Annotated in this window: 12 protein-coding genes; 11 read left to right on the top strand and 1 reads right to left on the bottom strand. The window is 65.3% G+C overall.

From position 1 onward, the window contains the following. Nucleotides 1-82 precede the first annotated feature (82 nt). From rplU to cgtA, 3 genes are all read left to right on the top strand, one after another. Nucleotides 83-400, top strand: coding sequence for a 50S ribosomal protein L21 (gene rplU / locus ABR323_RS19725; protein WP_004148331.1), 318 nt, complete (start codon nt 83-85; stop codon nt 398-400). Nucleotides 401-411: 11 nt separating this feature from the next. After that, nucleotides 412-675 carry a 50S ribosomal protein L27 gene (rpmA, locus tag ABR323_RS19720; RefSeq protein ID WP_439450515.1) on the top strand — a complete coding sequence of 88 codons (264 nt, stop codon included), beginning with the start codon at nt 412-414 and terminating at the stop codon, nt 673-675. Nucleotides 676-869: 194 nt separating this feature from the next. Further along, on the top strand, nt 870-1922 hold the full coding sequence (gene cgtA / locus ABR323_RS19715) for an Obg family GTPase CgtA (RefSeq protein WP_324809013.1): 1053 nt from the start codon (nt 870-872) through the stop codon (nt 1920-1922). A 200-nt stretch (nt 1923-2122) separates the two neighbouring features. Here cgtA and rpsT read toward each other — a convergent pair whose 3' ends face one another. After that, the gene (gene rpsT, locus ABR323_RS19710) at nt 2123-2392 is read right to left on the bottom strand and encodes a 30S ribosomal protein S20 (RefSeq protein WP_025873851.1); all 270 of its coding nucleotides are present in this window, start codon (nt 2390-2392) and stop codon (nt 2123-2125) included. 117 nt (nt 2393-2509) lie between these two features. Here rpsT and murJ point away from each other — a divergent pair, with 117 nt between their 5' ends. From murJ to ABR323_RS19670, 8 genes are all read left to right on the top strand, one after another. Next, a complete protein-coding gene (gene murJ / locus ABR323_RS19705; protein ID WP_439450514.1) occupies nt 2510-4114 on the top strand; it encodes a murein biosynthesis integral membrane protein MurJ in 1605 nt (534 codons plus the stop codon). A 75-nt stretch (nt 4115-4189) separates the two neighbouring features. Further along, nucleotides 4190-5137, top strand: a complete 948-nt coding sequence (locus ABR323_RS19700; protein ID WP_439450513.1) for a bifunctional riboflavin kinase/FAD synthetase — start codon at nt 4190-4192, stop codon at nt 5135-5137. Further along, a complete protein-coding gene (gene ileS / locus ABR323_RS19695) occupies nt 5134-7965 on the top strand; it encodes an isoleucine--tRNA ligase (RefSeq protein WP_439450512.1) in 2832 nt (943 codons plus the stop codon). Before ABR323_RS19700 ends, ileS begins: the two co-directional genes overlap by 4 nt. After that, nucleotides 7965-8489 carry a signal peptidase II gene (gene lspA, locus ABR323_RS19690; RefSeq protein WP_135272732.1) on the top strand — a complete coding sequence of 175 codons (525 nt, stop codon included), beginning with the start codon at nt 7965-7967 and terminating at the stop codon, nt 8487-8489. Before ileS ends, lspA begins: the two co-directional genes overlap by 1 nt. A 27-nt stretch (nt 8490-8516) precedes the next feature. Further along, entirely contained in the window at nt 8517-9467 is a 951-nt protein-coding gene (gene ispH / locus ABR323_RS19685; protein ID WP_439450511.1) for a 4-hydroxy-3-methylbut-2-enyl diphosphate reductase, read from the top strand. 440 nt (nt 9468-9907) lie between these two features. Continuing rightward, nucleotides 9908-11791, top strand: coding sequence for a M61 family metallopeptidase (locus ABR323_RS19680; protein ID WP_439450510.1), 1884 nt, complete (start codon nt 9908-9910; stop codon nt 11789-11791). After that, the gene (locus ABR323_RS19675) at nt 11788-12465 is read left to right on the top strand and encodes a lysoplasmalogenase (protein WP_439450509.1); all 678 of its coding nucleotides are present in this window, start codon (nt 11788-11790) and stop codon (nt 12463-12465) included. Before ABR323_RS19680 ends, ABR323_RS19675 begins: the two co-directional genes overlap by 4 nt. Nucleotides 12466-12488: 23 nt before the next feature. Continuing rightward, nucleotides 12489-12995, top strand: coding sequence for a hypothetical protein (locus tag ABR323_RS19670; protein WP_439450508.1), 507 nt, complete (start codon nt 12489-12491; stop codon nt 12993-12995). Nucleotides 12996-13107 lie beyond the last annotated feature (112 nt).

The raw sequence follows: 13107 nt of genomic DNA, 5'->3' as shown, positions 1-13107 counted from the left end.
CGCCTCTGCGTACAATTCCGCTCCTGTCCGCCCTCGATGGCGACAGTCCATAGACCACAATAACTACAGAGGAAGTCTGGTCATGTACGCAGTACTGGTCACCGGCGGTAAGCAATACCGCGTGGCGCAGGGCGAAAAGCTCCGCATTGAAAAGCTCGAAGTCGAAGTCGGCAGCGAGATCAAGTTCGACAACATCCTGCTGCTCGGCGACAGCGATGGCATCAAGATCGGCGACGCCCTGAGCGGCGCTGCGGTCACCGCCACCGTCCTGTCCCAGGGTCGTGCTGACAAGGTCCGGATCATCAAGTTCCGTCGCCGCAAGCACCACATGAAGCGCCAGGGTCACCGTCAGTACTACACCGAAATCGAGATCACCGGCATTGCCGGTGGCAGCAAGTAAGGAGATAGGTCATGGCACATAAAAAAGGCGTAGGCTCTTCGCGCAACGGTCGCGACTCCAACCCGAAGTACCTCGGCGTCAAGATCTTCGGCGGCCAGGCCATCGAAGCCGGCAACATCATCGTGCGTCAGCGCGGCACCCAGTTCCACCCGGGTTCCGGCGTTGGCCTGGGCCGTGACCACACCCTGTTCGCCCTCGTGGACGGCAAGGTGGAGTTCTCGGTCAAGGGCGCCAAGAAGCGTCGTACCGTCAGCATCGTCTCGGTCGAAGCCTGATACGGCTGCGTCCAGCGGCCGTGCTCCGGCATGGCCGTGCTGGATGAAGAGAGCGCTGCATGAAGAGCCCCGCTTTGGCGGGGCTTTTCGTTGGAATCAGTGGTAAAACGGGCATCGCCCGGTTGCAGGGCAGGGCCCGGCACTACATTCAAGGCGACGGCGCACAGGCCGCGCCCATCGCAGGCATCGAAACAATGAAACTGGTAGACGAAGCAGAAATCGAAGTGTTCGCCGGCAACGGCGGCAACGGCTGCATTGGCTTCCGTCGCGAGAAGTTCATTCCGCTCGGCGGCCCGGACGGCGGCGACGGCGGTGCGGGCGGCAGCGTGTACATCCGCGCCGACGAGAACCTGAACACCCTGGTCGACTTCCGCCATGACCGCATCTTCAAGGCGCAGCGCGGCGAGAACGGCATGGGTCGCCAGGCCTATGGCAAGGGCGGCGAAGACCTGACCATCACCGTGCCGGTCGGCACCGTGATCATCAACGTCGCCACCGATGAAATCATCGGCGACCTGACCCAGCATGGCGATCGCCTGCTGGTAGCCCAGGGCGGCCGTGGTGGCCTCGGCAACATGCATTTCAAGAGCTCGACCAATCGCTCGCCGCGCCAGGCGCTGCCGGGCGAGCCGGGCGAAGAGCGCACGCTGAAGCTGGAGCTGAAGCTGCTGGCCGACGTTGGCCTGCTGGGTTTCCCCAACGCTGGCAAGAGCACCCTGATCCGCGCCGTTTCAGCGGCGACGCCGAAGGTAGCCGATTACCCGTTCACCACGCTGTACCCGAACCTGGGTGTGGTGAAGGTGGAGAACTACCGCAGCTTCGTGATTGCCGATATTCCCGGCCTGATCGAAGGTGCCGCCGACGGTGCCGGCCTGGGCGCGCAGTTCCTGCGCCACCTGCAGCGCACCCGCCTGCTGCTGCACCTGGTGGATATTTCCCCCATGGAAGGCGGCGTCGAAGGAATTTCCCCGGTCGAGCAGGTGCGTGCCATCGAGCGCGAGCTGGAGAAGCATGATCCGGAGCTGCTGCAGAAGCCGCGCTGGCTGGTGCTGAACAAGGCTGACCTGATGTTCGAGGACGAGGCCAAGGCAGCCGCCGAGCAGATCGTCGCCGAGCTGGGTTGGAAGGAGCCGTGGTTCCTGGTCTCCGCGCTGGGTCGTGAAGGCACCTTCCCGATCATGAGCCGGATCATGGCGTTCTTCGATCGCCAGAAGGAAGACGAGCTGGAAGCCCGCAACGCGCAGTAATGCCTGTTGTGGTTCCGTGCGAAAAACCCGGCTTCGGCCGGGTTTTTTGTTTCCCGGTAGTGCCGGCCGCTGGCCGGCAATTCACTGGGGTTGCCGGCCAGCGGCCGGCGCTACCGGGCCAGATCGCAGGCAACAAAAAAACCCGACCTGGGCCGGGTTTTTGCGTGCTGCCGGAGCCAGGGCCCCGGCAACCAACCGGATCAGGCGGCCTGGAGGGCCTTGATGCGGTCGTTCAGGCGGCTCTTGTGACGAGCAGCCTTGTTCTTGTGGATCAGGCCACGCGCGCTGAAGCGATCCAGGATCGGCTGGGCAACGGCGAAGGCGGCTTGGGCGCCGGCGGCATCGTTGGCGTCCAGCGCCTTGATCACTTTCTTGACAGCGGTGCGCAGCATCGAGCGCTGAGCCACGTTGCGCGCGTTGCGCACGACGGTCTGCTTGGCGCGCTTCTTGGCGGACTTGATATTGGCCACGGTGGTGGTTTCCTGAAAAAATCGGTGTTATGGGAACAGCAAGCTAGCTAGTATGATGGCCCGAGAAATGCACGTCAAGTCGATTGTCAAGAGGGACGCTGAGTGAGTTCACCGAAGATGTTGCGAGGCCTGCTGTCGTTCAGCAGCATGACCATGGTCTCGCGGGTACTCGGACTTGTCCGGGACCAGGTGATCACCACCACGTTCGGCACCAATGCGGTCACCGATGCGTTCTGGGTTGCCTTCAGGGTACCCAATTTCCTGCGCCGGTTGTTCGCCGAAGGCTCTTTCGCCACCGCTTTCGTGCCGGTGTTCACGGAAGTGAAGGAGACCCGCAGCCACGCCGAGCTGCGCGAACTGATGGCCCGTACCGCCGGCACCCTGGGTGGGGTGCTGATGCTGGTCACCGCCGTGGCGCTGATTTTCGCGCCGCAGCTGGCCTCGGTCTTCTCAAGTGGCGTTGATACCGATCCGGTGAAGCAGGGTCTGCTGGTCGACCTGTTCCGCCTGACCTTCCCGTTCCTGCTGTTTGTCTCGCTGACCGCACTGGCCGGTGGCGCGCTGAACAGCTTCCAGCGCTTCGCGATGCCGGCGCTGACCCCGGTCATCCTCAACCTGTGCATGATCGCCGGCGCGCTGTGGCTGGCGCCGCGGCTGGGCGGCACCCCGGAGAAGCAGATCCTGGCGCTGGGCTGGGCGGTGCTGGCCGCCGGCGTCCTGCAGCTGCTGTTCCAGCTGCCATCACTGAAGGGCATCAACCTGCTGACCCTGCCGCGCTGGGGCTGGAGCCATCCAGGCGTGCGCAAGGTGATGACGCTGATGGTGCCGACCCTGTTCGGTTCCTCGGTGGCGCAGATCAACCTGCTGCTGGACACGGTCATCGCCGCCAAGCTGACTGACGGCTCGCAGTCCTGGCTGTCGCTGGCCGACCGCTTCCTGGAGCTGCCGCTGGGGGTGTTCGGTGTGGCTCTGGGCACGGTGATCCTGCCGGCGCTGGCCCGTCATCACGTCAGCACCGACCGCGAGGGCTTCTCGCGCTCGCTGGACTGGGGCCTGCGCATGACCCTGCTGATTTCGGTGCCGGCCATGCTAGGTCTGCTGCTGCTGGCCGAACCGCTGATCGCGACCATCTTCCAGCACAACCAGTTCAGCGCCTTCGATACCCGCATGACTGCGCTGTCGGTGTACGGCCTGAGCTTCGGCCTGCCGGCGTTCGCCCTGCTGAAAGTGGTGCTGCCGGCGTTCTATGCGCGCCAGGACACCAAGACTCCGGTGCGTGCAGGCGTGGCTGCGCTGGTGGCCAACATGGTGTTCAACTTCGCCCTGCTGGCGGTGCTGTACCAGGTGATGGTGCCCGACGAGCTGAAGGCGCAGGGCGTGATGACCGCGCTGGGCAAGCAGCCAGGCCTGCATCTGGCGCTGGGCATTGCCAGCGCGCTGTCCAGTTACCTGAACCTGGGGCTGCTCTGGTACTGGCTGGGCAAGACCGATGTCTACCAGCGTCGGCCCGGCTGGAGCGGCTATCTGCTGCGGCTGGTTGTAGCCTGCATGGCGATGGTCGGCGTGCTGCTGGCGCTGCTGTACTGGCTGCCGGGCTTCTCGGCGATGGGCGTGTGGGAGCGGATCGGTGCCCTTGCATTGCTGGTGGGCGGCGGTGGCGCGACCTACGCGGTGGCCATGGTGGCGATGGGCTTCCGCCCACGCGACCTGCGCGGGCATTGATCGCGGCCCGTGGCGGCTATACTTCAGGGTTACACCATTGAAACGGCGGCCCCGGTCGGGCCGGAACGAGAGTTGATGAGCAGGCTGTTCAGAAGCGTCGAGGGCGGGGAGCTGTTCCCCAACGGAAGCGTGGTCTGTATCGGTGCATTCGACGGCCTCCACCTGGGCCATCGAGCGCTGGTCCGCCACGCGGTTGCCCGCGCGCGCGCCTTGGGCGTGGCCGCAGTGGCTGTGGCCTTCGAGCCGCTGCCGCGTGAATTCTTTGCCCAGGGCACGCCGCCGCCGCGGCTGACCCTCGCACGCAGCAAGGTCGAGATCCTGCGCGAACTCGGTGTCGATGCGATCGGCCTGCTGCGTTTCGACGCGGCGATGGCGGCGATGCCGGCCGAGACCTTCGTGCGCCAGCTGCTGACCAAGCGTCTGGGTGCCCGCGAAGTGTGGATCGGCCCGGAGTTCTGCTTCGGCAACCGCCGCCGTGGCGACCTGGCCCTGCTGCAGGCGCTGGGTGCGGAGCTGGGCTTCACCGCTGGCGAGATCGAAGCGGTCGACCTGCACGGTGAGCGCATTTCCAGTACCCGCATCCGCCAGCTATTGCAGGACGGCGACTTTGCCCGTGCCGGCGACCTGCTCGGTCGCCCGTACGCGATCAGCGGCCGGGTGGTGCGTGGGCGCCAGCTTGGCCGTACGCTGGGCTTCCCCACCGCCAACCTGCGGTTCCCGAAGACCCCGGCGCTGTCGGGCATCTACGCGACCTGGGTGCATGGTGTGTTCGATCAGCCCTGGCCCTCGGTCTCCAGCTTCGGCACGCGGCCGACGGTGGAGGGTGTGGAGCCGTTGCTGGAAGCCCACCTGTTCGATTTCCAGGGCGATCTGTACGGGCGCCACATCGAAGTCGAGTTCGTAGCGAAGTTGCGCGACGAAGAGAAATTCAATGATCTGGCGGCATTGACCGACCAGATGCACCGCGACGCCGAACAGGCGCGTGCCATCCTTTCCGAACATAGATTGCGAGCCACTGCGTGAGCCAGGACTACAAGACCACCCTGAACCTGCCAGCCACCGAATTCCCGATGCGCGGCGATCTGCCCAAGCGCGAGCCGGGCATTCTGGCGCGGTGGGAAGAGCAGGGGCTCTACCAGCAGCTGCGCGACAATGCCGCCGGCCGCCCGCTGTTCGTGCTGCATGACGGCCCGCCGTACGCCAACGGCCGCATCCACCTGGGTCACGCAGTCAACAAGATCCTGAAGGACATCATCGTCAAGTCGCGCTACCTGGCCGGCTTCGATGCGCCCTACGTGCCGGGCTGGGATTGCCACGGCCTGCCGATCGAAATCGCGGTCGAAAAGAAGTGGGGCAAGGTCGGCACCAAGCTCGACGCCGTCGAGTTCCGGCAGAAGTGCCGCGAATTCGCCGAAGAGCAGATCAACATCCAGCGCGTGGACTTCAAGCGCCTGGGCGTGACCGGTGACTGGGACAACCCCTACAAGACCCTCAGCTTCGATTTCGAAGCCAACGAGATCCGTGCGCTGGCCAAGGTCGTGGCCAACGGCCACCTGCTGCGTGGCGCCAAGCCGGTGTACTGGTGCTTCGACTGTGGCTCGGCGCTGGCCGAAGCGGAGATCGAGTACCAGGAAAAAGAGTCGCCGGCGATCGACGTGGCCTACGCCGCACGCGATGCGCAGGCCATCGGCCAAGCGTTCGGCGTGAGCGTGCCGGCCGACGTTGAAGTGGCCGTGCCGATCTGGACCACCACCCCGTGGACGCTGCCGGCCTCGCTGGCGGTGTCGCTGGGCGCGGAGATCCGCTACGTGCTGGCCGAAGGTCCGGCCCACAACGGCAAGCGTCGTTGGCTGGTGCTGGCCGCGGCGCTGGCCGAGCGCGCACTGCAGCGCTACGGCGTGGACGCGGTGGTGCTGCACGGTGAAGCCGAGGGCTCGGCGCTGGAAAACCAGCTGCTGTCGCACCCGTTCTACCCGCAGCGCGAGATCCTGGTGCTCAACGGCGAACACGTGTCCGACGAAGACGGTACCGGTGCGGTGCACACCGCCCCCGGCCACGGCCAGGAAGACTACGTGGTCAGCCAGAAATACGGCCTGCTGGACAAGTACAACGCCGGCCAGATCACTCCGGTCGACGGCCGTGGCGTGTATCTGGAATCGACCCCGCCGGCCGGTGACGTGGTGCTGGCCGGCCAGCACCTGTGGAAGGCGCAGGAGGCCATCGTCGGCGTGCTGCGCGACAACGGTTCGCTGCTGGCCTTCCATCCGATCCGCCACAGCTACCCGCACTGCTGGCGCCACAAGACGCCGGTGGTGTTCCGCGCTACCCCGCAGTGGTTCATCTCGATGGACAAGGCCAACCTGCGCAACGATGCGCTGGCCGCCATCGACACCGTGGGCTGGTTCCCGAGCTGGGGCAAGGCGCGCATCCAGAGCATGGTCGACGGTCGCCCGGACTGGACCATCTCGCGCCAGCGCACCTGGGGCGTGCCGATCGCACTGTTCACCCATCGCCAGACCGGTGAGATCCACCCGCGTTCGGTGGAGCTGATGCAGCAGGTCGCCGACCGCGTCGAAGCCGAGGGCATCGACGTGTGGTACTCGCTGGATGCCGCTGAACTGCTGGGCGCCGAGGCGGGCGACTACGAGAAGGTCACCGACATCCTCGACGTCTGGTTCGATTCGGGCGTCACTCACGAAGGCGTGCTCGCCGCGCGTGGCTTCGGCAAGCCGGCCGACCTGTACCTGGAAGGTTCCGACCAGCACCGCGGTTGGTTCCAGTCCTCGCTGCTGACCGGCGTGGCGATCGACAAGCGCGCGCCGTACAAGCAGTGCCTGACCCACGGCTTCACCGTGGACGAGCACGGCCGCAAGATGTCCAAGTCGCTGGGCAACGGCATCGAGCCGCAGGACATCATGAACAAGCTGGGCGCGGACATCCTGCGCCTGTGGATCGCCTCGGCCGACTACAGCAACGAGATGTCGCTGTCGCAGGAGATCCTGAAGCGCAACGCCGACGCCTACCGCCGCCTGCGCAACACCGCACGCTTCCTGCTCGGCAACCTGGACGGCTTCGATCCGGCCCAGCACCTGCAGCCGCTGGACCAGATGGTCGCGCTGGACCGCTGGATCGTGCACCGCGCGTGGGAGTTGCAGGAGAAGATCAAGGCAGCCTACGACGGCTACAACATGGCCGAGATCGTGCAGCTGCTGCTGAACTTCTGCAGCGTGGACCTGGGCTCGCTGTACCTGGACGTGACCAAGGACCGCCTGTACACGATGCCGACCGATTCACACGGTCGCCGTTCGGCACAGAGCGCGATGTACCACATCGCCGAAGCGTTCACCCGCTGGGTCGCGCCGATCCTGACCTTCACCGCCGACGAGCTGTGGGGCTATCTGCCGGGCGAACGTGCCGGCCACGTGCTGTTTGCCACCTGGTACGACGGCCTGGCGCCGCTGCCGACCGATGCACAGCTCAACGCCGCCGACTTCGACCAGCTGCTGGCCGTGCGTGAGCAGGTGGCCAAGGTGCTCGAGCCGATGCGTGCCAACGGTGCGATCGGTGCCGCACTGGAAGCGGAGATCACCATCGCCGCCAGCGAAGAGCAGGCCGCGCGCTGGCAGCCGCTGGCCGATGAGCTGCGTTTCCTGTTCATCAGTGGCGACGTGCAGGTGCGCCCGGCGACCACCGACGAGGTGTTTGTCAGCGCCCAGCCAACCACCAAGGCCAAGTGCGTGCGCTGCTGGCATCACCGCGCCGACGTCGGCAGCAGTGCCGATCATCCGGAGCTGTGCGGCCGCTGCGTGAGCAACATCACCGGTGCCGGTGAAGTGCGGAGCTGGTTCTGATGGCCGCGCCCCGTCCGCATCCGAACGCCCTGGTCTGGCTGCTGCTGTCGGCGGCCATCATCGGCCTGGACCAGTGGTCCAAGGCCTGGGTCCTGTCGAGCCTGCCGGAGTTCCAGCCGGTGGTGGTCATCGACGGCTTCTGGAACTGGTACCGCACCTATAACACCGGTGCGGCGTTCAGTTTCCTGAGCGACGCCGGTGGCTGGCAGAAGCACTTCTTCACCGTGCTGGCGATCGCCATCAGCGGCCTGATGGCCTGGTGGCTGCGCGGCACTGCCCGTGGCAACTGGAAGGCCGCGGTGCCCTATGCGCTGATCATCGGCGGCGCCATCGGCAACGTGATCGACCGCCAGGTGCACGGCCACGTGGTCGACTTCATCCAATGGTACGTGGGCAGCTACACCTGGCCCTCGTTCAATATCGCCGATTCGGCCATCGTGGTGGGTGCCATCGGCATCGCCCTGTTTGGCCTGTTCGAAGGCAAGTCCGCCAAAAAGGCGGATAATGCCAACCCGAAACCGTAAGCCGGCCGCTGCCGGGAGACCTGACTGATGGATGTGTTGCTCGCCAACCCGCGTGGCTTCTGTGCCGGTGTCGATCGTGCGATCGAGATCGTCAAGCGCGCGATCGAAACGCTGGGCGCGCCCATCTATGTCCGTCATGAAGTGGTGCACAACCGCTTCGTGGTCGACGACCTGAAGCAGCGCGGCGCGATCTTCGTTGAAGAACTCGACGAAGTGCCGGACAACAACACGGTCATTTTCAGCGCCCACGGCGTGTCCCAGGCCGTGCGCCAGGAAGCCGAGCGCCGTGGCCTGAAGGTGTTCGATGCCACCTGCCCGCTGGTGACCAAGGTCCACTTCGAAGTCGCCCGCCACTGCCGTGCCGGCCGTGACGTGGTGCTGATCGGTCATGCCGGCCACCCGGAAGTGGAAGGCACGATGGGGCAGTGGAACCGCGAAGCCGGTACCGGCCAGATCTATCTGGTTGAAGACGTGGAGCAGGTGGCCACGCTGCAGATCAACCAGCCGGAAAATTTCGCCTACACCACCCAGACCACGCTGTCGGTGGACGATACGCGCGGCATCATCGAGGCCATGCGTGCGCGTTTCCCGGCGATGCAGGGCCCGAAGAACGACGACATCTGCTACGCCACGCAGAACCGCCAGGACGCCGTGCGCGATCTGGCCAAGCGCTGCGACCTGGTGCTGGTGGTCGGTTCGCCGAACAGCTCCAACTCCAACCGTTTGAGCGAGCTGGCCCGCCGTGAAGGCGTGGAGTCGTACCTGATCGACGGCGCGCACGAGATCGATCCGGCATGGGTGGTGGGCAAGCAGCACATCGGTGTCACCGCAGGTGCCTCGGCGCCGCAGGTGCTGGTCGATGGCGTGCTGGCACGCCTGGCCGAGCTGGGCGCCAACGGCGTGGGCGAGCTGGATGGCGAGCCGGAGTCGATGGTGTTCGCACTGCCGAAGGAACTGCGACTGCGTCTGGTCGACTGACCGCGGGCTGATTCGGGTGGGTGCGAACCTTGGTTCGCACGGCTTCTGGATCCATCCTATCCACGCATGGCGTGGATCTACTGAAACTGTTGTGGTGAGTGCGAACCTTGGCTCGCACGGCTCCTGGATGCATCCATCCACGCATGGCGTGGATCTACTGAAACCGTTCTGGTGGGTGCGAACCTTGGTTCGCACGGCTTCTGGATCCATCCATCCACGCATGGCGTGGATCTACTGAAACCGCTCTGGTGGGTGCGAACCTAGGTTCGCACGGCTTCAGGATCCATCCCATCCACGCATGGCGTGGATCTACTGCTCACGGCCTTGTTGCCGGGTTTGCCGCTTCTGGTGGGGTTTGCGCGGGCCATGACCTTTGGCCATGGGGCAGGGCACTGCACAGGCCTAGCATCGGAAGATTCTCCGTTGTTGGAACCTGCCCGATGAAGACCCGTGCCCTGGCGATGTCGTTGCTGTTCGCGCTGGCAGCAACGCCTGCACTGGCGCAGACCTCGCCACCGCCGAGCGCGGCGGCTCCCGGCCTGCTGCGCATCGATGTGGACGCCCGCGATCTGGCCCGGCGCATCTTCAAGGTGACCGCCACCGTGCCGGCCAGGCCCGGCCCGATGACCCTGCTGTACCCGCAGTGGATTCCCGGCAACCATTCGCCCACCGGCCCGATCGACAAACTGGCAGGCCTGCGCGTGACCGCCAACGGCAAGCCGCTGGCCTGGCAGCGCGACCAGTTCAACGTCTACGCGTTCAAGGTGAACGTGCCCGAAGGCGTGAGCGAGATCGTCGCCCATTTCGATTTCCTGTCCTCGCAGGGTGGCAGCCAGGGCCGGGTGGTGATGACCCCGGAAATGCTCAACCTGCAGTGGAACGCCAATTCGCTGTATCCGGCCGGCGTCGATGCGCGCAACCTGCAGGCGCAGGCCAGCGTGACCCTGCCCAAGGGCTGGTCATTCGCCACTGCACTGGAAACCGCGCGCCGCGACGGCGACACCGTGGTGTTCAAGCCGATCTCGTATGACCACCTGGTCGATTCGCCGTTGTTCGCCGGCGAGCATTACCAGCGCATCGATCTCGATCCGGGCGCGAAGGTGCCGGTGCACCTCAATGTGTTTGCCGATGAAGCCAAATCGCTGAAGCCGAGCGATGCGCAGATCACGATGCACCGCGCGCTGGTGCAGCAGGCCGACAAGCTCTATGGCGCGCGCCACTACAACCACTATGAGTTCCTGCTGGCATTGACCGACCGCCTCGGTGGCATCGGCCTGGAGCATCACCGTTCCAGCGAGAACAGCGCCGATCCGGGTTACTTCACCGAGTGGGACAGCAATGCGTGGATGCGCGATCTGCTGCCGCACGAGTACACCCATTCCTGGAACGGCAAGTACCGTCGCGGCGCCGATCTGGCTACCGCCAATTTCAACACGCCGATGGGTGACAGCCTGCTGTGGGTGTACGAGGGCCAGACCCAGTTCTGGGGCCAGGTGCTGGCGGCGCGCTCGGGGCTGTGGTCGGCCGCGCAGGCGCGCGACATGCTGGCCAATGTGGCCGCGACCTATGACCGCGGTCGCCCGGGGCTGGCCTGGCGACCGCTGCAGGACACCACCAACGACCCGACCATCGCGCAGCGCCGCACGCTGCCGTACCGCAACTACCAGATGAGCGAGGACTACTATTCCGGCGGCCAGATGCTGTGGCTGGAAGTGGAGGGCAAGCTGCGCGAACTGAGCGGCAACCGTCGCAGCCTGGACGATTTCGCGCGTGCGTTCTTCGGCGTCGGCAATGGTGACTGGGACGTCAATCCCTACACCTTCGACGACGTGGTTGCGACCTTGAACGGCATCGCCCCGTATGACTGGGCGACGTTCCTGCGCGGCCGCCTGGACGGCCACGGTTCGTTGACCGGTGGCCTGGAGCTGGCGGGCTGGAAGCTGGTCTATCGCGATGCCCCGAACGATGCCTACAAGGCGCAGGAAAAGCGTGCCAAGGCGGCGCTGCTGGCTTACTCGCTGGGTGCGACCGTGCTCGACAACGGCACGGTTGGTGACGTGATCTGGGACAGCCCTGCCTTCAATGCTGGTCTGGCACCTGGCATGAAGGTGATCGCGGTGGGCGGCCGCGAGTACAGCAGCCAGCGCTTGAAGGATGCCGTTGCCGGCGCGGCGAAGGACAAGGCACCGATCGTGCTGCTGGTGAAGCAGTTCGACCGCATCGAAACGATGAACATCGCCTACCACGGTGGCCTGCAGTACCCGGTACTGGAGCGCATCACCGGCAAGCCTGATCGCCTGGCGGACCTGTGGAAGGCGCGATGAAACCGCGCGCCCGCGATGGTGTGATCCTGCTGATGGCGACGCTCGCCATCATTGGCGCGTTCCTCCACGGTGACGGGCGCTGGCTGCATTGGCTGGCCAAGCCGACCACCACGCTTCTGATTGCCGCCATCGCCTGGCGCGTGCACGATCCCGCGCAGCCGTTCTATCGACGCGCGGTACTGGCCGGTATGCTGCTGTCGTGCGTGGGGGATATCGCGCTGATGTTGCCGATGGACGCGTTCGTGCCGGGGCTGGTCGCGTTCCTGCTGGCGCATGTCTGCTACATCGTTGCCTTCCGCGATGGCCTGCGCGCCGGGCGCGGCTTGGCTGGCGCCAGCGTCCTGCTCGGTGCGTTCGCTGCGCTCAATGTGATTGGCCTGTGGCCGCACCTGCCGGCGCCGATGCGCGTGCCGGTGCTGGCGTACGTGGTGGTGCTGGCGTCGATGGCGGTGCTGGCCCTGGCACGACAGTGGCGCAGTCCGCAGCCCGATGCCGTGGAAGCCAGCAGTGCGCGCTGGGCTGTCGCCGGTGCGTTGCTGTTCGTCGCCAGCGATTCCCTGCTGGCCTGGGACCGCTTCGCCGGCGGCCTGCCGCTGGCCAGCCTGCTGGTGCTGTCCACGTACTACGGCGCGCAGTACGCCATCGCCCGCTCGGTTGTGCCTGGCCATCGGTAGCCTGGCCTCGTTATGATTTTCTGATGGATAGGGAAATCAACGCGCTGGCTGCAGTTATCGATGCCATACGGGCGGAGTGGTCGCGGCCCCGGGTCGCCATGCATCAGCATGGGGAGTGTCCTTTCCTGCTTCGATCTTCCTTTGTGCAACGTAGTGCTGCGGTACCAGCAGACCGACGATTCCAGGGCTGTTCAGCGCAGTTGCTCGCATTCTGGGACAGGTACGCTTCGGCGGAATTGTTCAAGGACGAGCAATTCGGTCAATGGGGCATGGAGATGCTCAGCGTCGAGGATGCACACGTTCAGACGGCCTTTCTCGCTGGTTCGCGTCCGTTGGATTTCCGGAGCGGCGATGTCGTATTTGGCCGCTTCTACGGCGACTCAGATCTACTGGTGATGAACGCCTTTGGTTCGGTGCTGGTCTGCCTGCCTTTGGACGAGCGAAAAGACTGGCCTGAAGCATCGGACTCGCTTGCAGGCTTCCTATCCCGGCTGCATGAAGCCCAAGGTTCCAAGTACTGGGAGTTGTGATCCATTGAGGGCATCCGTATTGGCTGCCCGCTAGTCCCAGTCTTCTGGTCAGCGAACAAATGGCTTGCTCTACCTGCTGGAGCACCGGCTGCCGGGGCTGGACTGGATCGCG

It is taken from the genome of Stenotrophomonas sp. ATs4 (assembly GCF_051861585.1).
GTDB classification, from domain to species: domain Bacteria; phylum Pseudomonadota; class Gammaproteobacteria; order Xanthomonadales; family Xanthomonadaceae; genus Stenotrophomonas; species Stenotrophomonas maltophilia_AS.
This window is presented reverse-complemented; position numbering and strand designations above follow the sequence as displayed.

Coding starts and splice junctions, on each gene's coding strand:
- ABR323_RS19670 (WP_439450508.1), top strand. CDS start 12,489: ATGGATAGGGAAATCAACGCGCTGGCTGCAGTTATCGATGCCATACGG.
- ABR323_RS19700 (WP_439450513.1), top strand. CDS start 4,190: ATGAGCAGGCTGTTCAGAAGCGTCGAGGGCGGGGAGCTGTTCCCCAAC.
- ispH (WP_439450511.1), top strand. CDS start 8,517: ATGGATGTGTTGCTCGCCAACCCGCGTGGCTTCTGTGCCGGTGTCGAT.
- rpmA (WP_439450515.1), top strand. CDS start 412: ATGGCACATAAAAAAGGCGTAGGCTCTTCGCGCAACGGTCGCGACTCC.
- lspA (WP_135272732.1), top strand. CDS start 7,965: ATGGCCGCGCCCCGTCCGCATCCGAACGCCCTGGTCTGGCTGCTGCTG.
- cgtA (WP_324809013.1), top strand. CDS start 870: ATGAAACTGGTAGACGAAGCAGAAATCGAAGTGTTCGCCGGCAACGGC.
- rplU (WP_004148331.1), top strand. CDS start 83: ATGTACGCAGTACTGGTCACCGGCGGTAAGCAATACCGCGTGGCGCAG.
- ABR323_RS19675 (WP_439450509.1), top strand. CDS start 11,788: ATGAAACCGCGCGCCCGCGATGGTGTGATCCTGCTGATGGCGACGCTC.
- murJ (WP_439450514.1), top strand. CDS start 2,510: ATGTTGCGAGGCCTGCTGTCGTTCAGCAGCATGACCATGGTCTCGCGG.
- ABR323_RS19680 (WP_439450510.1), top strand. CDS start 9,908: ATGAAGACCCGTGCCCTGGCGATGTCGTTGCTGTTCGCGCTGGCAGCA.